The organism is Oricola sp. (genome assembly GCF_965230365.1).
GTDB lineage: Bacteria > Pseudomonadota > Alphaproteobacteria > Rhizobiales > Rhizobiaceae > Oricola.
The window spans coordinates 1,426,078-1,446,216 of record NZ_OZ246003.1 but is presented as its reverse complement, the minus strand read 5'-3'; the positions used below and the strand labels follow the sequence as shown (position 1 = coordinate 1,446,216).

Sequence of the window (20,139 nt, the reverse complement as noted above, 5' to 3'; positions counted from 1 at the left end):
CTGGCGTCGGGCAGTTGTTTCCCTTTGCCATCGCATTGCTGGTCGCGCTAACACTGTCACGTGATGACCCAACCGTCTGCGCCCGCCATCGTTTTTACTGATCTGGACGGGACCCTTCTTGATCACGAGACTTACTGCTTCGATCCCGCGCGGCCGGCGCTCACCTTTCTGCGCGAGCGTGGCATCCCTGTCATCCTCGCCAGCTCCAAGACCGCCGCCGAAATCGCCGATCTGCGCGACCGCATCGGCTTTGCCGAATGCCCGGCCATAGTCGAGAACGGCGCCGGCATTCTTGAACCCGGCGAAGCACCCGATGACATGGCTCCGGTCCATGCCGACCTTCTTTCCCGGCTGTCCACGGTATCCGAGACTTTGCGGCGTCACTTTTCCGGCTTTTCGGACTGGACAGTTCCCGAACTGGTCGCGAGGACCGGCTTATCCCCCGAAGCGGCCGAGAAGGCGGCGCAAAGGCGGTTCACTGAGCCCGGCGTCTGGTCGGGAACCGCCGCAGAGCGCGCCAGCTTCGAGGTGGCGCTTGCCGAACGGGGTGTCGCTGCACGCTTCGGGGGCCGCTATCTGACACTGTCATTCGGCGCCACCAAAGCCGACCGAATGCGCGAAATCACCATGCGCTACGCGACGCCGGATTGCAGACCGTTCGTTATCGCGCTCGGCGATGCGCCCAATGATGTCGAAATGCTCGAAGCCGCCGATCACGGCGTCCTCGTTGCCAATCCGCATGGCGTGGCGATCCCTACTTTTGGTGGTGAGCGCAATGGTCGCGTCGTGCGGACAGAAAAACCCGGCCCCACCGGTTGGAATGACGCCATACAGCGTCTAATCGAAGAAAAGCGCATGAACGGAGAACTGAAAGCCGATGGCTGATTTCCACCAGAACGGCCGCGTCGCGACGTTGCACAATCTTCGCAGCGGCAAGCCGGAAACGATCGAGCGCGAACTCGAGGTTCTGGCTGCCAACCGCCGCATCACGCTGATCCTGCCATCGCTCTATTCCGAACTCGAAGGCCCGGCGCTCGCCAACATAGTCGAGCAGCTAGCCGGCGCGCGCTTCATCAATAACATCGTGATCGGGCTCGACCGGGCGAGCGAAAGCAAATACCGGCACGCCCGCGAGTTCTTCTCCGTCCTGCCGCAGAACCATTCCATCCTGTGGAATGACGGTCCGCGCCTGAAGGCGATCGACGCACGGCTGGAATCCGCCGGCCTGTCGCCGGTCGAACCCGGCAAAGGTCGCAATGTGTGGTACTGCATCGGCTACACGCTGGCATGCCACAATTCCGATGTCGTCGCCCTGCACGACTGCGATATCGTCACCTACTCGCGCGAGATGTTAGCCCGGCTTGTATATCCGGTCGCCAATCCGGATTTCTCCTATCTGTTCTGCAAGGGATACTACGCGCGTCATGCCGACGGGCGGATGAATGGACGGGTCAACCGGCTGCTGGTCACGCCGCTTCTATTGGCATTGTCCAAGACCCTCGGCCACAATGATTACCTGGCCTATCTCGGCGCCTTCCGCTATCCGCTCGCCGGCGAGTTCGCGATGCGCGTTTCAGTCCTGCCAGACATCCGCATTCCCTCCGACTGGGGCCTGGAGATCGGCTTTCTTTCGGAGGTGTGGCGCAACCTGTCGACCAACCGGCTGTGCCAGGTCGAGATCGCCGATGCCTACGATCACAAACACCAGCCACTGTCGCAGGACGATCCGCAAAAAGGTCTGTCGCGCATGTCGATCGACATCTGCAAGGCGATCTATCGCAAGCTGGCGACCGACGGCACGATCTTCTCGCAGGAGACCTTCCGTACCATCAAGGCGACCTATTTCCGCGAGGCGCTCGACCTGATCGAGGCCTATCACAACGATGCGCGCATGAACGGCCTGCATGTCGACCGTCACGTAGAGGAACGCGCCGTCGAACTGTTCGCCTCAAACATTGTCGAGGCGGGACACACTTTCCTAGACAATCCGATGGAAACGCCGTTCATCCCCAACTGGTCGCGCGTGCAGGCAGCCGATCCCGACCTGCTGCGCAATCTGCGCGAGGCAGTCGAAGCCGACGACGCCGAGTTTGGTTAGAGCGTGACGTTTTTGGGCATTGGCGGCGCGTCCGGTCACGCGGATGCTGCCAGCGGCTCCAACGACAGTTGCGCACGCGCTTCCTTGATGATCGCATCGGCGACAACAGAGTAGACGTCGTATTGTCCGTACACGGCTTCATCACCGAATTTCTCGCGAACCCAATCGCCGGGCGCCGATGAAAACATCCAGCAATCTCCCGCATTGGCTTCTAGCACGTAAAGCTCGCCGGTTTCGTTCGACTTGATAATGTCGATTGCGAGCACCGGCGTCGAAAACACCTTGGCGACTTCGCGTGCGAGGTTGTTGACGATTTCGTCTTTCTCGAGCCAGCACTCGCGCTCGCCCGTATTCGAGGCGATCTTCTCATCGAGGATCATTCGCGTCGACGGAGCGTTGAAGGGTGTTTTCGCCGTGTTGATCTGAAACCTGCTGTGGACCACCCGGCCCATGAATGTGACGATCCGGTAATGGCCGGCATTCTCGCCGGTATTGATGAACTGCTGGACAAGCGGCGCGGAGCGCTCGAACTCGTCATACTTGCGGGCGTGTTCATCACGAAATGCGGGAAAATCGGCGGTTCGGATGAGAACGATGCCGCGACCGAAACTCGCGCCTCTCTCCGTGGACTTGATCATCACGTGCTCGCCGAAAACGTCCGGGGCGAGCTCCGTTTTGCGCTCCAACCGTGTCCATGGCGGAACCGGCACTCCGGCCGATTCCAACATTCTCAACTGCTTGGCTTTATGCGTCGCCGAGGCCCTGAGTTGCGGCCCCGTAAAGTCTGGAAAGACCCTGTCCAGCGCGCCATATCCATGAAACTGGATCATCACCGAAGGGAGCCTGGGCAGGCGTCGCTGATTGAGGCTCGCATGCCGCTTAAGTTCGACCATGCACCAATGCAGCGTCGGATCGCGTTCGGCGATGCGCGCACCGATTTCGGTCAGATCGGCTGTTGACACAAGATGACGAACGAAAGGAACGATGACTGAGTATTGATAGTTCACGGCAGTTCTATGTAACCTCTGGACGCGTCTTTGCACCGGAAGAGCCGAAACGGGACGCACTTCCAAACGGCAAGATGCTTACCCGTTCTGCTGCACAGTAGATGGTATTGCGCAACATGCCGACCGCAGCGCTCGGGAAAACTGTTGGCCCGGTTTTCTCGAAACGAACATGCCCCAGCAAGAACAGCAACCGGTCGGTCACCCTTCCTGGCGGCGCGCCAGCAGCCAGATAAAGAATAGTCCGCCCACGAGGCCGGTCACGATACCGATCGGCATGTCTTCCGGAGCCATGATCACCCGTGCCGTGACATCCGCCCATACCAGAAAGATCGCTCCCAGAAGCGCGGAAGCCGGGATGACGCGCATGTAGTCGCCGCCGACCAGGAAACGCACGATATGCGGCACCATCAGTCCGACGAATCCGATCATGCCCGAAAAGGCGACCATCACGCCGGTCAGCAACGCGCCAACCACGAAAACGGTGAGACGAAACCGCACCACCGGAATGCCGAGCGTCGATGCTGTTTCGTCGCCGATCATCATCGCGTTCAGGTCGCCCGAACGCAGCCAGAAATAGGCGCCGCAGCCAAGAAGCACCACCAACGGGTAAACCAGATGTGACCATTGCGCCAGGCCGAGACCGCCGAGCATCCAGAAGACTACGGTGTGGTGGGCGCGCGGGTCGCCGAGAAAGACCAGGATATTGGCACAAGCCATCACGACGAAGGATATGGCGACGCCGGCCAGCACGAGCCGGCTGGCGCTGGATGCCCCCGCCATCCGCGAAACGCCAAGCACGAGCAGCGTCGCGCCCAGGGCGCCGACAAAGGCGAAAAGCGGGACAGTCAGCAGGCCGACCACCAATCCGACATGCAGCAGTGCGAGAATTGCCCCAAAGGCGCCGCCCGACGAGATGCCTAGCAGATGCGGATCGGCGAGCGGATTGCGCGTGACCGATTGCAGTGCCGCCCCGACAAGCGACAGGCCGGCGCCGACCAGACAGGCCAGCAGCGCCCGCGGCAGCCTGATATCCCAGACGATGGCCTCGCGGCCCGCACTCCATGTCACCGGCACCGTGTCCGGCGCGATCTGGTTGACGATGACGCCCCACACGGTCGAGGACGGGATATGAACAGCACCCACACTGACCGCAAAGGAGATCGACGCCAAGAGCACGACAACGCCGCCCGCCAGCATCAGCGCGAAGCGCAAGCTGGCGGACTGACCACTCAGATGCGTGGTTGCTGTCCGGTTACTGCTTCCAGAAACCATTCGCCAGCTTCCGGACCGCAGAAATGTTGCGCGGTCCTGGCGTTGCCTCGACATACTCCAGAACAACGAAGCGGTCATTCTTGACCGCGTCGAGTTCGGCGAAGGCAGGATTGTTCATCATGAATGCGCGCTTTTCTTCAGCCGTCACGTCGCCGTAATTGACGATGACAACTACCTCCGGATTGCGCTCCACCACGCCTTCCCAGCCGACCTTCGCCCAGCTTTTTTCGACATCGTCCATGATATTGCGGCCGCCGGCCGCCTCGATCAGCGCCGTCGGCATGGCATAGCGCCCGGCGGTAAACGGCGTGTCCTCGCCACTGTCATAGACGAAGACGCGCAGCGGTTCGCCATCGGCCGCAACATTGGCGACGATGTCCGACAGCTCCTTGCGGTAGCCGGCAACCAGGTTCTCTGCATGATCGCTGACGCCGAAGATCGCGCCCAAATTGAGCAGGTCGTTATACATGTCGTCCATGGAGACCTTCGGCTTTTCGCCGATATGGATGCAGGATTCGGTCAACTCGTAGACCTTGATGTCGAACGGCTCGAGCGTCTCCGGCGTCACCTCTCCGCCAACCCGCATGCCATAATTCCAGCCGGCAAAGAAGAAGTCCGCATCCGCGCCGATCAGGACTTCCTTGGTCGGATATTTCGCAGCCAGTTCCGGCAGTTCGGCAACACCTTCGCGCATTTGCTTATCGAGTGTCTTCCAGCCCGAGATGCCGGTGTAGCCGACCATCCGGTCGGCCAGACCGAGAACAAGCATCATCTCCGTCAGATTGACGTCGTGTGAAACCGGCGCACTCGGCGGCGCGTCGAAGGTGACCTCGCGGTCGCAGCTCTTGACGGTAACCGGATGCGCCTGTGCCGCAGCCGCAGCCACGCAAAGTGCAAGTCCGAGGCCAAGCGTTTGCTTCTTCATCATGATACTCCGTGCTCTAGATGGAATGTGAAATGGGTTTGCTCGCTGGGAACCAGCCTTTCAGAGCGTGCCATGACCGAAAATGCGCCGGAAACGAGTTCTTCGGTCAGTACCTCGCCTGCCGGGCCGGCCGCGAGCGTATAGCCGTTAGCCAGTACGATCACGTCGTCGGCGTAGCGCGACGCGAAATTCAGATCGTGCAGGCTGGCGACGATCGTGATGCCGAGGTTTCGGATGAGGCCCAGCAGTTCCAGTTGATGGCGGATATCGAGATGATTGGTCGGCTCATCGAGGATAAGCACGCTTGGCTCCTGCGCCAGCGCGCGCGCCACCATGACGCGTTGCTTTTCGCCGCCGGAAAGCGTGGCGAAGGTGCGGCCCGCCAATGCCGACAGTTCAAGCCTCTCCAGCGCCGCCTCAACGACGAGGCGGTCCTTCGCGCCGCCGACCACGAAGCCGGAATGGTAGGGCGCCCTCCCGAGCTTGACGATCTCGGCGACGGTCAATCCGAATTCCTGCGGTTGCTCCTGCAAGACGGCGGCGATTCGGCGCGCCGCGTGGCGCGCGTCCATCGACCAGATATCCTCGCCATCGATCAGCACCGCCCCCGTACTCGGCCGGCGGTAGCGGTACAGCATCCGCAGGAAGGTTGACTTGCCGGCGCCATTTGCGCCGACCACGGCGAGCGTGCGCCCCGGCTCAACCGTGATGCTCACCGGATGCAGCACCGTGGGTCCGTTTCGCGGCGCCCAGGAAACATCGCGGGTTTCGATACGGGCTGCTGTCACGATAGCGGCCTTTCGTCGGCACCGGTCACGATCACCGCAGAGGGCAGGCGCGCCAGCGTCGTCAAGGCGAGCTTGCCCGGCCGGTCGCCCGCCTTGGTCCATCCATCAGGCGTGTTGGCATAGGTGCCGGCAAATTCCACGAGATCGGCAATGTCGGTTTCTGGATCGATATCGCCGAACAGGTAGGCTGTCTTGGCGGATGCCTGATAGGCTACTGTGCAGGGCCTTCCGCATCCGGCCATGCAGGCCGTGCCGGAAATCGTGAAATCCTCGGGAACCGCGTACCCGGCGTCCCGGATCGCCTTCGACAGCTTGTCGATAAGGTCATAGCCAGGCCGGCAATCGCCGCCATTGTGGCTGCATGTGGTGCACACCAGGATCCGGTGTAGACACTTCGATCCCATCTCGCCCTCCGCGAATTGGCAGGGACGGAGAAAGGTCCGAAAGAGGCAACGGCAAATGTCGTTAAACCATCTCTTGGCTCCTCCTGGACACCCCGCCAGGGTTGAGTAATCGCAAGATGGCAGGTCTCCTGGCTCGCGGATCAGCGCATCAACCCACCTTCCCGGCCCGGTGGCCAGTGGTCTTCGGGCGATGCTCTCCGCTCACAGTTGCGGGGGCAGCCACGGCATCGGTCCCTGATGGGTACGCCTCACCGTGTTCCCTATTAATCCGCCGTCTCGTTCGATTCAGCGGAACCATCGAGTCCCGCTTAGCGCGACAAGCGCGGCGTTAGCAAGTGCCGTGGCGGCGTTCACGTGAATTTCCGCGACACCGCATCAGCTTCGGTTCGAAATCCAGCGGCACTGATAGGGCTCGAACTCGATCTCGCCATGCGCCGGATCGATCGCTTCGCCGGTCAAAAGATCCGTCCACGTCATCCCGGTGATCAGATTGATCGACAACGCCGGCACCGTGATCGTCTCCGCCGTCACATTGTGGATAGCGAAGATCGATTGTCCCCGGTCGAGGCTCTGCCGCCAGAAGCCGAACAGCTGTTCGCCGAACTGCATGGTGAACTGTGTCGCATTGGGGTGGAAGCCGGACTGCCGGCTGCGAACCCCGATCCGCCGCTTCATCTCGGCCAACACACGCGCATGCACGCTTCGCGGATCGTCGAGCTTGCCGCGCAACGACGGATAATCCCAGCGATGCCGGTTGATCGCCCGATTGTGGCCGGTCTTCTCGACCCCGTCATGGTCGTTGCCGGTCCCGAGCAGCGAATGCACATAGAACGCCGGGATGCCCTCCAGTCCCATCATGATAGTCTGGCTGCAGATGAAGCGCTCGAACTGCCATTCGTCGGGGCCAGCGACGGTTCCCTTCATCGCGTCGAAGAAGGCGATGTTCAGTTCATAGGGCTTCTGCGACCCGTCCGGCATGGCGCGCATGCTGACCCGGCCGCCGAATTGCTTGACCGTCTCTATGGTCTCCGTGATTTCGGCGTCGTCCAGCAGCCCCTCTGCCGGCCGCATGCCGATCCCGTCATGCGAGGCGGTGAAGTTCAGATAGGTGCAGCCCAGCTGCGCCGGCGGCATGCCCATCTGCCAGTGGTTGAGGTAACGCGACGTTCCGTGCAGCAGCGCATGCAGGATCAGCGGCGGCAGCGAGAAATTGTAGATCGCATGCGCTTCGTTCCGATTGCCGAAATAGCTAAGGTTCTCCGCGTTCGGAACATTGGTTTCCGTCAGCAGCACCACCCGTTCCTCGGTGTAGTCGCATAAAAGCCGCATCAATCGCACGATGTCGTGGGTCTGCGGCAGGTGAATGCAGGGCGTACCGATCTCCTTCCAGATGAAGGCAACCGCATCCAGCCGGATGATGCGCACGCCGTGATCGATATGCAGCCGCATGATCCGCAGCAGGTCGATCAGCACGTCGGGATTGGCGAAGTTGAGATCGACCTGGTCGTGGCTGAAGGTGCACCACACATGGCGCGGTCCCCGGCTGGTCTCCACCTCGCGCAACAACCTATGCGCGCGCGGTCGCACCACCGCGCTCAGATCGTCGTCCGGCGATGCCTCGAAGAAGTAGCTGTCGTAGGGCTCGTGCCCCTGCCGGTACTCGTTGAACCAGCGCGACTGGCTGGAAAGATGGTTCAGCACCAGATCCGACATCAGCCGAAACCGGTCGCCGATGCGGTTTATGTCAGCCCAGTCTCCCAGCGTCGAATTGACCGCTTCATAGTCGGTGACCGCGAATCCGTCGTCTGAGGTGAACGGAAAGAACGGCAGCACATGCACCCCGGTGATAGCGTCGCCGAGATAGCGGTCGAGAAAATCATGCAAGAGGTCGAGCGGCTTGTGCTCACCGTCTATGAAGGAATTGCCGTAGGTGATGACGACGCTGTCGGTTTGCGACCACAGCGAATTGCCGGGCGGACGGGCCCGCTGGCGCGGTGCGGCGCTATCCGGCCAGAAGGTCTCGAGAATCCGCCTTGCGATATGCGGCGCGTCGCCATCAGGATATATCGATTTGACGAGTGCCAGCAGTTTTCTTCGCAACTGCGAATTGAATGCGAACATATGTCGAGGCTTTCGATGCGGTGCACAAACCCGCATCGTGCATCAGGCGAATGCGCGGTTGCAAGTTTTGTTCGCGGCCCTCCTATGTTAAACGATTAAAATTCGCGCCGGTGGCGGTAATGGAGGACGGCCATGCATCTCGGAATACTGACCGGCGGGGGCGATGTGCCCGGCCTCAACTCAGCCATCAAGGCGGTGGTCAACGAAGCGTTTGCGCGCGGCTGGACGGTCACCGCTTTTCGCCGCGGATGGTCCGGTCCGCTGGAGACCGACGCCACCGATCCACAGGCGACGCCGGATTCGCACTTCTCGCTGACGCCGACCTTCGTGCGGTCGATCAACCGCAGCGGCGGCACCATCCTGCACAGTTCGCGCACCAACCCGTCGCGCACCAAAAAAGCCGCGCTGCCCCCCCACGTCACCCGTATCGTCGAGCATTCCGATGCCGGATATGTCGATGCCACGGGTCATGTGCTGGCGGTTATCGAAAAAATGAAGGTCGATGTGCTGATCGCCATCGGCGGTGACGACACACTGTCCTATGCCGCCCGCCTGCACGAGGAAGGCGCGCCGACCATGTGCATCCCCAAGACGATGGACAACGACGTCTTCGGCACCGACTACTGCATCGGCTTTTCGACCTGCAACACCCGGTCCGTCGAAATGATCCACCGCCTGCGCACCGCCGCCGGCAGCCACGAGCGCTTCCTGATCGTCGAGATGTTCGGCCGCAATTGCGGCATGACCGCGCTTGCCGCCGGTTTCCTGTCGGATGCCGACCGCACGCTGATCGCCGAGGTTCCCTTCGATCTCGAGCGCCTTGGCGAGTTGATGACCCGCGACCGCAACGCGAATCCCTCCAACTACGCCGTCTGCGTCGTCTCGGAGGGCGCCATGGTTGCCGGCGAGGACATCATCGAGAAAGGCGAGGCCGACGCATACGGACACAAGAAGCTTGGCGGCATCGGCGAACGCGTCGGCGTCGGATTGAAAGAGGTCACCGGCACCGACATGATGATCCAGAACCTGGGCTATCTGCTGCGTTCCGGCCCGCCCGATGCGGTCGACCTGACCGTCGCCAAGAATTTCGGCACCATGGCCGTGCAACTGATCGCCGATGGCAAGACTGGCCTCATGATGGCGATCAATGACGGCCACTATGCGACGCGTCCCGCCAATATCAGCACGCAGGGCATTCTACGCGTCAATGTTGATGCCATGTACGATGCCGAGAACTACCGCCCGACCATCTCGTCGGTTCTGGGCTCGACCATGTATCTGCGTTAATGAATCTGACACATTTCATTTAAAGTAGTGCGTACAGATCTGATATCGCTTTATAAAAAGAAACCGCCAATCCTTAACACGAGGGTTGGCGGTTTCCGTTTTTCAAGCACTTTATCCGGACAACTCTTCGTCAAGCAGCGCTCCCCGAAATGACGGCGGCGGCCAGGAAGCAGCCGGCGGCCACAAGCGAAGCAACAGTGCGGACATGGTTCCACTGGGTCCAGCGCCGGGCATAGACCCGCCAGTAGGCGCGGGCCTCGGCGCCAGCATGGTCCATCGCGTCAAGCCGCTTGTTCATGGGCACGTTGCACACGGCGGTCACCGCAAATACGCCGGAGAGATAGACCAGCGCGCCGGCGATCGCCCAAGCCGCCGTCAGCTCCGGTACGGAGCCGGGCGTGAAGACTGCCATACCAGCCGAGACCGGAACCATGCCCATCAGCAGCACCATGAATACCGAGCGATAGACCTTCCGGTTGATGAGTTGCATGGCCTCGATTCCCGCCGTCGGATGCGCCGATGAAAGCGAGCGCATGACGAAGTCCGAGAAGGTCAGAAATACGCCGGCGACCAGCCCGCTGGCCAGTGCCGCGCCCGAAAGCATGTAGAGAGAAACAGTCTGGGACATGATACATCTTCCCGCCTCTTGATTTGCGTTCAGTTGGATATGCCGACGGCGCGGCGCATATAGGTGACATCGCCCAGCTGCCCCGAGAGGAACGCCGCGATGTCGGCGCGCGCGATTGTCAGCTTCAGGCCGCGCAGATCTGGCGCGAAATCCTCCATGAAACGGCCGCTGGCCGGACCATCGGCAAAAGCGCTCGGGCGTACGATTGTCCAGTCGAGACCGCTGGCGTGCACCAGTTTCTCCTGCAACTCGTGATCCTTGAACACCGGCCGCAGCAACGCGCCGAACATGATCCGCTTCCAGAAGAAGTTCAGGTTTCCCCAGCTCTCATGCGCGCCAAGCGTCGACTGCACGATCAAGCGGCGTACCCCGTGAGCCTGCATCGCCCTAATTGCGTTCAGCGTGCCCACCGAGCGGACGACGCTCTTGCGCGACATTCCGGCACCGAGCGTCACCACCACCGCGTCATGACCAGCGACGGCGTCCTTGACCGACTGCGGATCGAGGACGTCACCCGCAACGAGCGTCAGGCGCGGGTTATTGATTTCCAGCGCTTCCGGCCGACGGGCAAACGCGGTGACGGTGTGGCCGTCGCTCAGCATACGCTCCACGGCCAGCTTGCCGATGTTTCCAGTGGCACCGAGGACAATGACTTTCATGACTGCATCCTTTCTGGGTTGGTTCGATTGCTTGACACGGTGTCAAGTTGACATCATGTCAAGTATGTGGTTCTTGACATCATGTCAAGCGAAAATATCGAAACCCGAACCCGAATTCTCGAAGCTGCGTGGAAACTGCTCGAGGACGGCACCGGCAGCGCGGTGCGCATGTCGGACATCGCCAAGGCGTCCGGCATCAGCCGCCAGGCGGTCTATCTGCACTTTCCCAACCGGGCGGAACTGCTGACCGCGGTCACGCGGCATATCGACGAGGTTAAAGATGTAGAAGCGATGCTGGTTGAAAGCCGCGCCGCAAAGACAGGATTGGCGCGCCTCGATGCCTTCATCGATGCCTGGGGCAATTACATCCCGCAAATTTACGGGGTCGCAAACGCGCTGATGTCAATGCAGGACAGCGATGCCGAGGCGCGGCAGGCTTGGGGCAACCGGATGCAGGCGGTCCGCCACGGCTGTGCGGCGGCAGTTGCAGCGCTTGAGCACGATGACGCGCTTGTGCCCACGCTGACACCGGAAACGGCGACAGATCTTCTGTGGACCCTGCTTTCGGTTCGCAATTGGGAGCAACTCACCCGTGACTGCGGCTGGAGCCAGGAAGCCTATATCGATGTGATGAAGGCGCTCGCCAGCAAGGCACTGGTTGTTTCGGAATTTGGTTAGGCGGGCAGTCCGTAAACCATCACCGGCCCTTCAACACCGCGTATCTCGACTTCCGAGATCGCGCGCAGCGGCCGCGTTGCACGCGCCGCCGCCCCTGGGCCAACCAGCATCGTCTCGCCCATCTTCTTGGTTTCGCCCTCCAGCCGGGACGTCATGTTGATCGCGCCGCCGATTGCCGTGTAGTCGATGCGCTGCTCGGTGCCCATATTGCCGACCGAACAGATCCCGGTTTCGACCGCCGCCACCGATTCGATTGCCGGTAGGCCCTGCGCTTCGAGCTGCGGATTGGCGGCCTGCACCGCGGCAAGGACGGCACGGGCGCAATCGATGGCCCGGTCGGCGTGATCCGGCACCTCCATCGGCGCATTCCAGAAAGCAAGCACCGCGTCGCCCATGTATTTGTCGACGGTGCCATTGCGCGCGAAGATCTCCCGGTTGGCAATTTCAAGAAAATGATTGACGACCTTGACCGTTTTCTCCGCGCCGAGCGTGCGCGACATGGCTGTAAATCCGCGCAGATCGACCAGCAGCGCGGTGATCTCGCGGTCCTCGACCTTCAGCGCGGCCGCAGCATCGCTTTCCGCCAGCCGGCGCACCACTTCCGGCGACAGAAACTGCGAGAACTGCTTCTGCAGCAACCCGCGCCGCCGTTCCGCCTCCCGATAGAGCATGTATCCGCCCGTCGCGCCGAGCACCAGCAGGCCGCCGGTTGGCTGCACCCCGTCGATCAGCTCAGTGCGCAAAAGAAAGGACGCCGCGCCAGTGGCGAGCGGCAGCGCGATAATCGGCACCGATAGAGCTCCGGCAAGGATCGGCCTGCGCGCAAACACCGTCAGCACCGCCAAGAGCAACACCGCGCCGCCGGCAAACTGGGTGCGTTCGATCCAACGGGCGTTTTCTGCTTCCAACAAATACTGGCCCTGCAACATCTGGCTGAGCAGGATCGCATGCACATCGGCGCCAAGCCTGTGCCTGCCCCGCGCTGTCAGGTGATACTGGTCGACACCCGCCACATCGACGGCGAGCACGACGACACGTCCCGCCAGTTCCGGAACCGTGCCTTGGTCGAGCAGCCGCGCCGCCGAAACATGCGCCACCGGCACATCTGTATCGATGAAACGGATGCGACCGTCCTCGCCGAGCGGCAAGGTGGCCGCGCCGACACGCACTGCATCGCTGGGCAGGCCCTCGAGCCGCAGCGTGTAGCTCGGCGCGTCCTGCGCCACCCGCAGGATCTCCATCGAGAAAGCCGGCCACAACCGCGCCTGCCCGTCATCGGTCATCTCTGCCCAAACCATCGGCACCTTGCGGATCACGCCGTCGCTATCGGGGATCGTACGCACAATACCGAGTCCGCTGGCGGCATTGGCAAGCAGGTCAAGCGGGGCGATCCCGCCGGTCACTGTTGCGGCTGCCGCGGGATCGAAGCCGACAGCCGTCCAGCCCGCCTTTTGGCCGACGGTCAGCGGTCCGCCGGCCGGGTCGAGCGACATCGCCAAAACCGCCGGCGCCCGTGACAATGCATCGGCGAACGCCGCGTCGCTTTCCGCGCCGCCTGCCCCGCGGTCGGCTTCCGAGAAAAAGAGGTCGAGTCCGACCGCCGCCGCACCGCTATTGGCCACACCGAGTGTCAGTTTCCCGACAAGCTCACGCGGCCACGGCCAGCGTCCATGGGCCGCCAGGCTGGCCTCGTCGATCGCCACCACCGCCACCTGGCCGGAATCGACGGATATCGGCGACACCCATTGGTAAAAGTCGTAGGTCTTCTCGCGCAGGGCGGCGAAAGTGCTGTCGGCAACGATATGCACGAGGCTCAGCAACGCCGTGCCAATCAGGAATATGACGATAAAGCCTGAGAACTTGCGCATTAGGACTTGTCCGCCAACGACAGCGTCAAACCCGGCTCAAGGCCGGCAGGCTGACACTCGGTCTCAGCCATCAATGAGGCTTACTGGCTTACGAGAATACCGGGCGAGTCGCAGGGTTCGCCGCCACAATCGCCACCATATTCGTCCTGCACGCCGCCCGAAGCGCCGCCCCCGTTCTGGGGTCCGCCGGGGTCGATGCCGGGACGCGGCAGGCCCCCATCACGCGACTGGCAATCGGTGGAGCTAAGACTGGACGCGCTGGTGCAATGGGCCGGGTCATAGGTGCCGCGCCCGCCCTGTCCGCCTTGTCCGCCGGTCGTTTCCGTCAACAGGTCCGGATTGCCGTCTAGCAACCGCACGATTTCCAGCGTCGTACCGTTGGAAACACAGGCATAACCCGGATTGGTGATAATCCGCCTCTTGTTGCCGACCCGGCATTCCATGATGCCGCCACGCAGTGTCACGATCGATTCGTCGCCATCCACGTAGCTGTCGACAATACCGCCGCGCACCGCCAGCACGATATGCGGTGTGCGCAGTTCCGATTTGCCGCGTTTCGAAATCTGCCCGCCGTAGATGCGGGCAACGCCGGCGTTCTGGCGCAGGCGGATCGTGCCGTTACGCCGCGACGGATTGTAAACGAATTCGTCGATCGTCAACTGTGCGTTCGGACCCATGCGCGCGCTCGACTGGTCGTCGAATACAATCATGCCCGATCCCGACGCATTGCTGGCAAACCGGTCGCCAAGCGCCACGCCAGTCCCGGCTCGCACGCGGTCGCCGGCGCGTGTGATCGTCGCCTTTTCCGCTGTCAGCGTGCCAACATCCTGTGCGACCGACGCGCCTGGCACCGCCAGAGCCGCGCTCATGGCCGCGATGAAAGTGCCGGCGATGATCCCGCTACTGCTGGTCCGCATGGCCTCGTCCCTTAATTGAACCGGTAGGTGATACCGGTCTTGATGCCCCAGAAATCGTTGTCTCGGTCGGCGCTGAAGAACAGAAGTGTGTCCGAAATGCGCTCCTCGCCATAGCTTACGCGCAGATTGACCTCGGCCCGTGTGGCAACTTGCACAGTGTGATCCCAGTAGACCTCCCAGGTCTCGCGGTCGATCAGGTCCACCTGGAACGGGCTCACCGAGCCATAGTCGAGGACCCGTTCGTTCGCATAGCGTCCGCCAATTCGGTGTACCCAGCTTTTGCCGTCTTCGAACACATAGAGAAGATGGCCGATCGAACCGCCGAGTTCATAGCCGTGCGCCGTATAGCTTTGCGCGCCGAAAAACTGCGGAACCTCACCCCATTCATTGTATCCCTTGATGCTTCCGCCAACGACGACGCCTGGCGCCACCCGCATTTCGCCGGCCACGCCGTACCGCACGCGATGTTCGCCGAACAGGTTCTGCGAATCGCCGAGCCATCCATAGCCGACGAAATAGCGAACGCGGCTCTCGACGGTCGGTTGCACCGAGAACTCGGCTTCCGTGCCCAGTTCGCGATGCTGCCGGCCCGCGCCCAGTTCACGCAGGAAACCGTAGCCGGTGATCTCGATTCGCGCTGTGTCGGACAGCTCCGGCACGCCCTTCGAATAGGTCACATGGCCGCGCAGAGCCGTTGCGTCAAAGGTCTCTAGATCGCCATCGAAATCGAGATCCGACAAGGCCTGGTCATAGGTTGCCGTTCCGCCGAACCGGACCTCGTCGCGCGTTGGGCTGTCGAGAAGCCGGACAATCTCGCCGTCGATAATAACATAAGGCGTGTAAACCGAGCGGGTCGTCGTGAACGGGAAAAATCCCTGCACCCTCTGGGTCGCCTCGCGATAGGCGCCGCCGGCCGTCACAGCAAGCCGCGTTTCCCAGCCATTGCGCGCACGCTCGATCAGACGTTTCAGTTCCTCGACCTGACGCGCGATATCTTCGTCGGCGAACAGGTCGATCTGCTCAAGATGGGCGGAGGCCACATCGTAGGAACCGATGTGATAGTAAAGTCGCGCCAGTGCGAGGCGTGCATCGACATCGTTCGGCGACGCGAAAAGCACTTCCTCCAGCGTCGATAGCGCCTGGTCGTACTGGCCCTCGCGCACCGCTTCGATGACGTAGGTGTCGAGCGCGCTGCGGCTGCCGGAATCGCTGACGCGGCGATCGAATGCGTCGTCCAGGGCCGTCGATTGTGCCAGAGCGGCAACTGGCAGCAATGCCGCAAGCAAAAGACCGCCAAAAATCGATTCCCGCCAGTGCTGCGTCATTGCGGCCCCACCTCTTGCCACGAGTTACGCTTGGTCAAAGAAAAGCTTATAGACCGACGCCTGTACTGCTTACCAGTGCAAATTGGCAACAGTTGCAGCCTGTAAACCGGAAAGTAACGGTTTTGGCAGGGCTTATGTGCAGTTCCCGCAGAAACGCTGGATTCGCTTGCAGGCCTCCTCAAGCAATTCTTCGGACGTCGCATAGGAAATACGGAAATTCGGCCCGAGCCCGAATGCCGAACCATGCACCACTGCCACGCCTTCGGCCTCCAGAAGCTCGGTGACGAAATCCTCGTCCGTTTCCATCACCTTGCCGGACGGCGCGGCCTTGCCCATAAGCCCGGCGCAGGACGGATAGACGTAAAACGCGCCTTCCGGCGTCGGGCAGGTAATGCCTTTGGCCTGGTTGAGCATCGACACCACCAGATCGCGACGACGCTGGAAAACTTCCTTGTTCGTCGGGATGAATTCCTGGGTTCCGTTCAGCGCCTCCACGGCGGCCCACTGCGCGATCGAACAGGCGCCCGACGTTTGCTGGCCCTGTATTTTGTCCATCGCCTTGACCAGTTCGAGCGGTCCACCCGCATAGCCGATGCGCCAGCCGGTCATCGCATAGGCCTTGGACACGCCATTCATCGTCAAGGTGCGGTCATAGAGCTTGGGCTCGACCTCGACCGGCGTCACGAACTTGAATTCGCCATAGGTCAGGTGCTCGTACATGTCATCCGACAGCACCCACACCTTTTCGTGGCGCATCAGCACATCGGTCAGCGCCTTCAATTCCTCATGCGAATAAGCGGCGCCCGACGGGTTGGACGGCGAGTTGAAGATCAGCCATTTGGTTTTCGGCGTGATCACCGCCTCAAGCGCCTCTGCGCTGAGCTTGAAGTTGTCCTCCAGGCGCGTCTCGACAAACACTGGCGTGCCGCCGCAAATCGCCACCATGTCCGGATAGCTCACCCAGTAGGGCGCGGGAATGACCACCTCATCGCCGGGATTTAGAGTAGCCATCAAGGCGTTAAAGAGAATCTGCTTTCCGCCGGTGCCGACGATGGTTTGCTGCCAATCGTAGGCCAGTCCGTTCTCGCGCTCGAACTTGGCCGCAATCGCCTTTCGCAATTCGGGGATGCCGGACACCGGTGTGTACTTCGTTTCGCCGCGGCCGATCGCCTCGATTGCCGCCTGCTTGATATTGTCGGGCGTGTCGAAGTCCGGTTCGCCGGCGCCCAGGCCGATCACATCGCGTCCCTGCGCTTTCAGTTCGCGCGCTTTCTGAGCGACCGCGATGGTGGCGGAGGGTTTCACACGGGAAAGAGCGTCGGCGAGAAAAGCCATCGGATTGTCTCCGGTTTCATTGCTTTGGGCGGATTTGAAATCTATCTGCGCCATCCGGCGGCAATGCGCAAGCGTTGCCGCAAGCAGCCAATCGCGCTAACCATTCGTTTACCATAAATTCATCGACTGGCGTCTAGGCTTGCTACGACATCAGACAAGAGGACAGTCCGGCATGGCCCCGCTGCAGATCGAGACGCTGGACGACGGCGATATCGTCGCCCGCCACGACGGGTTGATCCTGCGCACGGCCTTTCAGCCGATCTTTCGCTACACCGCCGGGCGTCTCGCGCCGATCGCCTGCGAGGCACTGTTGCGCGTCTATCGCGACGAAACGCCTGTCCTCACCGAATCGTGGTTTAACGAAATCGGCATAGACGCGCTGCGCGAGATCGAACCGCAGCTTTTCCGGCTGCATATCCGCAGCGCCCGTCATCTGCCGCCCGACATGCGCCGCCTTTTCCTCAATATCGATCCGCGCGTCTCCGACGATACGGCAGCGTTCGACACCTCGCTTCGCATCCTCGGCGAGGAACTGCGCGCCGCCGACATCTCGCCGTCCGACATCGTCTGCGAAATCACCGAAGCCGAGAACGCCGACGCTGCGGCGCTGACCCGGTTCGTCTATGAATTGCGCGCCCGCGGATACCGCATCGCCGTCGATGATTTCGGCGCGCATGCCTCGCGGCTGGCCCGCATCGGCACGCTGGCGCCCGATATCGTCAAGTTCGACGCCAAGCTTGTTCGGCGGCTCCTGTCGACCCGCGCCGGTACCGGGACGCTTGCCGCCCTAACAGCGCGGTTCAGCGGCGACGGGATCGAATCCATCTTTGAAGGCATCGAGGCATTGTGGGAGATCGAGGCGGCGGAATATGCCGGCGCCGGCATGGTGCAGGGCTATGTCCTGGCCGCCCCCCGCCTCGCCGGCGCCGGCCTCGCGCGCTGGCTCGACCAATACCGCGCAGCCGATATCGAGCCAACAGGCCAGATGGTCAAGCGGTTCCGCTAAGCGGGACCAATCCCACCTTACCTCCCTGAAATCGCCATCAAATTTTCCGCGACGCGCCTTTTTGTGTGCGCGAAGCGGCCCCATTCGAAAGCCATTGTGCAAATGGGCACAGATTCGCGCCGCAAAGACCCGTCTAAGGGAAAGCGGAATTGGTTGGGAACCGCGACATGTTTACAAGATTCAACAGGATGCGCGGCCGGCAAGTGCGCCGCGATGCCAGAGCGACCGCTCTCGTTGCCATCGCCGTGCTGCTGGTCAACCTGATAACGATCGCAGGACTCGGCTCGACCGCGTTGGCCGGCGGCATTCACGCCATGACGCCCTACGCGCCGCTCGACTGGGAACAAACCGCACCGCAGGCCGCGATGTCGAAGACCGTCGACATGGCAAAGCCGCCGGCTCGCAAAGCCGCGGCCTACGTTCCGGCCGGCCGCATAGCGTTGACCAGCATTATGGAGCAGGATGCCCGTGTTTTCGTTGAGCGCCCGGCTGATCGGGGCCGCGACCACGCCCTCTTGGTTGCAATCATGACGATGGCGCTTGGAGCGATGATCGGCCTCAGCCTTCGCATGTTCCGCAGCCTGGCGCACAGCGTCGCGGAGATCGAGCGCCGCCGCAAATTTTTGCGCTAGTGGTCTTGGATTAACCCTGCGTCGGCCTATCTGCGCCCTATGCGATTTATGACCCGGACATCTTTCGCCGTCATGGCAGCGCTTATGCTGGCATCCGGCCCCGCCACCGCCCAGTCGGTAACCGAAACCACCGACCGCGTGACGATCGAGGCAAGCGTGATCGCCGCCGGACTTTCGCATCCTTGGGGCATGGACTTCCTGCCCGACGGCTCGATCCTCGTTACCGAGCGTGACGGCCGGCTGCGCGTCGTCCGCGATGGCGAGTTGTCTCAGCCGCTCTCCGGTCTTCCGCAAATCGCCGCGCGCGGCCAGGGCGGATTGCTTGATGTCGCCGTGGCGAATGATTTTTTACAAAGCGGCGAGATCTTCTTCACATTCTCCGAACCCGGCCGTGGCGGATCGGGAACCGCGCTTGCAAGGGCTGTTTTGTCCGGCTGGACTGGAGACCGCCCGGAGCTCACAAACGTCGAGACCATCTTCTCGATGGCGCGCAAGACCCGTTCTGGCGTGCATTTCGGCTCGCGCATCGTACTGGCGCATGACGGCACGCTCTTCGTCACCACCGGCGATCGGGGTGATGCCGACCGCTCGCAGGACATGGACGACCATGCCGGCGCAGTCATACGGATTGCCCGCGACGGCGCGGTTCCCGCCGGCAACCCGTTTGCCAATGGCGGCGGCGCGCCGGAAATCTGGTCGAAAGGCCACCGCAACCCTCAAGGCGCGGCGCTCGACAGCGCGACCGGGCAGTTGTGGACGGTCGAACACGGCGCGCGCGGCGGCGACGAGATCAATCGGCCCGAGCCCGGCAAGAATTACGGATGGCCCGTTATCTCCTATGGCCGCCATTATTCCGGGGTCGCCATCGGCCGCGGCACTGCCGCCCCTGGCTACGAGCAGCCACTCTTTTACTGGGACCCGTCCATCGCGCCCTCCGGCCTTGCCGTCTATCGCGGCGAGATGTTTCCCGAATGGGACGGCGATCTCCTTGTCGGCGCCTTGAAGTACCGTCTGCTGTCGCGGCTCGACCGCGACGAAACCGGAGCGATTGTCGGCGAGGAGCGGATGCTGGCCGGCGAGTTCGGACGCGTTCGCGACGTTACTGTCGCGCCTGACGGCTCTGTCTACCTGCTGACAGACGAGGATCCCGGTGCAATCGTACGCATCACCCGCAAATGACATTCGGAAG

19 protein-coding genes and 1 riboswitch are annotated in these 20,139 nt (G+C 62.0%); of the genes, 7 read left to right on the top strand and 12 right to left on the bottom strand.

The annotated features are described in order from the left end of the window. Window positions 1–63: 63 nt before the first annotated feature. Window positions 64–885, top strand: a complete 822-nt coding sequence (locus ACO06R_RS06990) for an HAD-IIB family hydrolase (RefSeq protein WP_421857739.1) — start codon at window positions 64–66, stop codon at window positions 883–885. Next, window positions 878–2,098, top strand: a complete 1,221-nt coding sequence (locus ACO06R_RS06985; RefSeq protein WP_421857736.1) for a glycosyl transferase — start codon at window positions 878–880, stop codon at window positions 2,096–2,098. The genes ACO06R_RS06990 and ACO06R_RS06985 overlap by 8 nt, the downstream gene beginning before the upstream one ends. Before the next feature lie 35 nt (window positions 2,099–2,133). On the opposite strand, the gene ACO06R_RS06980 is transcribed toward ACO06R_RS06985, so the two are convergent. From ACO06R_RS06980 to ACO06R_RS06955, 6 genes are all read right to left on the bottom strand, one after another. Then, on the bottom strand, window positions 2,134–3,105 hold the full coding sequence (locus ACO06R_RS06980; protein WP_421857734.1) for an ATP-grasp domain-containing protein: 972 nt from the start codon (window positions 3,103–3,105) through the stop codon (window positions 2,134–2,136). Between the two features lie 198 nt (window positions 3,106–3,303). Continuing rightward, a complete protein-coding gene (locus ACO06R_RS06975; RefSeq protein WP_421859255.1) occupies window positions 3,304–4,302 on the bottom strand; it encodes a FecCD family ABC transporter permease in 999 nt (332 codons plus the stop codon). Between the two features lie 55 nt (window positions 4,303–4,357). Next, on the bottom strand, window positions 4,358–5,302 hold the full coding sequence (locus ACO06R_RS06970) for an ABC transporter substrate-binding protein (RefSeq protein ID WP_421859253.1): 945 nt from the start codon (window positions 5,300–5,302) through the stop codon (window positions 4,358–4,360). Further along, window positions 5,302–6,090 (bottom strand): ABC transporter ATP-binding protein, encoded by a 789-nt coding sequence (locus ACO06R_RS06965; RefSeq protein WP_421857731.1) that lies wholly within the window; start codon window positions 6,088–6,090, stop codon window positions 5,302–5,304. The genes ACO06R_RS06970 and ACO06R_RS06965 overlap by 1 nt, the downstream gene beginning before the upstream one ends. Next, window positions 6,087–6,494 (bottom strand): DUF1636 family protein, encoded by a 408-nt coding sequence (locus tag ACO06R_RS06960; RefSeq protein ID WP_421857728.1) that lies wholly within the window; start codon window positions 6,492–6,494, stop codon window positions 6,087–6,089. The genes ACO06R_RS06965 and ACO06R_RS06960 overlap by 4 nt, the downstream gene beginning before the upstream one ends. 101 nt (window positions 6,495–6,595) lie before the next feature. Continuing rightward, window positions 6,596–6,808: riboswitch (cobalamin riboswitch) on the bottom strand. A 61-nt stretch (window positions 6,809–6,869) separates the two neighbouring features. Then, window positions 6,870–8,615, bottom strand: a complete 1,746-nt coding sequence (locus ACO06R_RS06955; RefSeq protein WP_421857725.1) for a sugar phosphorylase — start codon at window positions 8,613–8,615, stop codon at window positions 6,870–6,872. A 132-nt stretch (window positions 8,616–8,747) separates the two neighbouring features. Between ACO06R_RS06955 and ACO06R_RS06950 the strand changes: the two genes are divergently transcribed. After that, the gene (locus ACO06R_RS06950; RefSeq protein WP_421857722.1) at window positions 8,748–9,902 is read left to right on the top strand and encodes a 6-phosphofructokinase; all 1,155 of its coding nucleotides are present in this window, start codon (window positions 8,748–8,750) and stop codon (window positions 9,900–9,902) included. Between the two features lie 130 nt (window positions 9,903–10,032). On the opposite strand, the gene ACO06R_RS06945 is transcribed toward ACO06R_RS06950, so the two are convergent. Beyond that, window positions 10,033–10,530 carry a DUF1772 domain-containing protein gene (locus ACO06R_RS06945; RefSeq protein ID WP_421857719.1) on the bottom strand — a complete coding sequence of 166 codons (498 nt, stop codon included), beginning with the start codon at window positions 10,528–10,530 and terminating at the stop codon, window positions 10,033–10,035. A gap of 29 nt (window positions 10,531–10,559) precedes the next feature. Continuing rightward, entirely contained in the window at window positions 10,560–11,189 is a 630-nt protein-coding gene (locus ACO06R_RS06940; RefSeq protein ID WP_421857717.1) for an NAD(P)-dependent oxidoreductase, read from the bottom strand. Between the two features lie 81 nt (window positions 11,190–11,270). On the opposite strand from ACO06R_RS06940, the gene ACO06R_RS06935 reads away from it, so the two are divergent. Beyond that, on the top strand, window positions 11,271–11,867 hold the full coding sequence (locus ACO06R_RS06935; RefSeq protein ID WP_421857714.1) for a TetR/AcrR family transcriptional regulator: 597 nt from the start codon (window positions 11,271–11,273) through the stop codon (window positions 11,865–11,867). On the opposite strand, the gene ACO06R_RS06930 is transcribed toward ACO06R_RS06935, so the two are convergent. The 4 genes from ACO06R_RS06930 to ACO06R_RS06915 all read right to left on the bottom strand — a co-directional run bounded on the left by ACO06R_RS06930 (window position 11,864) and on the right by ACO06R_RS06915 (window position 17,312). Further along, window positions 11,864–13,735 (bottom strand): CHASE2 domain-containing protein, encoded by a 1,872-nt coding sequence (locus ACO06R_RS06930; protein ID WP_421857712.1) that lies wholly within the window; start codon window positions 13,733–13,735, stop codon window positions 11,864–11,866. The genes ACO06R_RS06935 and ACO06R_RS06930 overlap by 4 nt on opposite strands. A gap of 80 nt (window positions 13,736–13,815) precedes the next feature. Beyond that, window positions 13,816–14,652 (bottom strand): FecR family protein, encoded by an 837-nt coding sequence (locus tag ACO06R_RS06925; RefSeq protein WP_421857709.1) that lies wholly within the window; start codon window positions 14,650–14,652, stop codon window positions 13,816–13,818. Window positions 14,653–14,663: 11 nt separating this feature from the next. Next, complete coding sequence (locus ACO06R_RS06920; protein WP_421857707.1) at window positions 14,664–15,977, bottom strand: tetratricopeptide repeat protein; 1,314 nt, start codon at window positions 15,975–15,977, stop codon at window positions 14,664–14,666. A gap of 132 nt (window positions 15,978–16,109) precedes the next feature. Further along, a complete protein-coding gene (locus tag ACO06R_RS06915; RefSeq protein ID WP_421857705.1) occupies window positions 16,110–17,312 on the bottom strand; it encodes a pyridoxal phosphate-dependent aminotransferase in 1,203 nt (400 codons plus the stop codon). Window positions 17,313–17,484: 172 nt separating this feature from the next. On the opposite strand from ACO06R_RS06915, the gene ACO06R_RS06910 reads away from it, so the two are divergent. From ACO06R_RS06910 to ACO06R_RS06900, 3 genes are all read left to right on the top strand, one after another. Beyond that, a complete protein-coding gene (locus tag ACO06R_RS06910) occupies window positions 17,485–18,318 on the top strand; it encodes an EAL domain-containing protein (RefSeq protein WP_421857703.1) in 834 nt (277 codons plus the stop codon). Window positions 18,319–18,485: 167 nt separating this feature from the next. Continuing rightward, window positions 18,486–18,950: a hypothetical protein gene (locus ACO06R_RS06905; RefSeq protein ID WP_421857700.1), complete on the top strand. Its 465-nt coding sequence runs from the start codon at window positions 18,486–18,488 to the stop codon at window positions 18,948–18,950. A gap of 72 nt (window positions 18,951–19,022) precedes the next feature. Continuing rightward, window positions 19,023–20,129, top strand: coding sequence for a PQQ-dependent sugar dehydrogenase (locus tag ACO06R_RS06900; RefSeq protein WP_421857698.1), 1,107 nt, complete (start codon window positions 19,023–19,025; stop codon window positions 20,127–20,129). Window positions 20,130–20,139 lie beyond the last annotated feature (10 nt).

Bases quoted from the DNA above. Each gene is read 5' to 3' on its own strand.
- ACO06R_RS06990 (WP_421857739.1), top strand. From the start codon at position 64: ATGACCCAACCGTCTGCGCCCGCCATCGTTTTTACTGATCTGGACGGG.
- ACO06R_RS06985 (WP_421857736.1), top strand. From the start codon at position 878: ATGGCTGATTTCCACCAGAACGGCCGCGTCGCGACGTTGCACAATCTT.
- ACO06R_RS06975 (WP_421859255.1), bottom strand. From the start codon at position 4,302: ATGCTGGCGGGCGGCGTTGTCGTGCTCTTGGCGTCGATCTCCTTTGCG.
- ACO06R_RS06970 (WP_421859253.1), bottom strand. From the start codon at position 5,302: ATGAAGAAGCAAACGCTTGGCCTCGGACTTGCACTTTGCGTGGCTGCG.
- ACO06R_RS06960 (WP_421857728.1), bottom strand. From the start codon at position 6,494: ATGGGATCGAAGTGTCTACACCGGATCCTGGTGTGCACCACATGCAGC.
- ACO06R_RS06955 (WP_421857725.1), bottom strand. From the start codon at position 8,615: ATGTTCGCATTCAATTCGCAGTTGCGAAGAAAACTGCTGGCACTCGTC.
- ACO06R_RS06950 (WP_421857722.1), top strand. From the start codon at position 8,748: ATGCATCTCGGAATACTGACCGGCGGGGGCGATGTGCCCGGCCTCAAC.
- ACO06R_RS06945 (WP_421857719.1), bottom strand. From the start codon at position 10,530: ATGTCCCAGACTGTTTCTCTCTACATGCTTTCGGGCGCGGCACTGGCC.
- ACO06R_RS06940 (WP_421857717.1), bottom strand. From the start codon at position 11,189: ATGAAAGTCATTGTCCTCGGTGCCACTGGAAACATCGGCAAGCTGGCC.
- ACO06R_RS06935 (WP_421857714.1), top strand. From the start codon at position 11,271: ATGTCAAGCGAAAATATCGAAACCCGAACCCGAATTCTCGAAGCTGCG.
- ACO06R_RS06930 (WP_421857712.1), bottom strand. From the start codon at position 13,735: ATGCGCAAGTTCTCAGGCTTTATCGTCATATTCCTGATTGGCACGGCG.
- ACO06R_RS06925 (WP_421857709.1), bottom strand. From the start codon at position 14,652: ATGCGGACCAGCAGTAGCGGGATCATCGCCGGCACTTTCATCGCGGCC.
- ACO06R_RS06920 (WP_421857707.1), bottom strand. From the start codon at position 15,977: ATGACGCAGCACTGGCGGGAATCGATTTTTGGCGGTCTTTTGCTTGCG.
- ACO06R_RS06915 (WP_421857705.1), bottom strand. From the start codon at position 17,312: ATGGCTTTTCTCGCCGACGCTCTTTCCCGTGTGAAACCCTCCGCCACC.
- ACO06R_RS06910 (WP_421857703.1), top strand. From the start codon at position 17,485: ATGGCCCCGCTGCAGATCGAGACGCTGGACGACGGCGATATCGTCGCC.
- ACO06R_RS06905 (WP_421857700.1), top strand. From the start codon at position 18,486: ATGTTTACAAGATTCAACAGGATGCGCGGCCGGCAAGTGCGCCGCGAT.
- ACO06R_RS06900 (WP_421857698.1), top strand. From the start codon at position 19,023: ATGGCAGCGCTTATGCTGGCATCCGGCCCCGCCACCGCCCAGTCGGTA.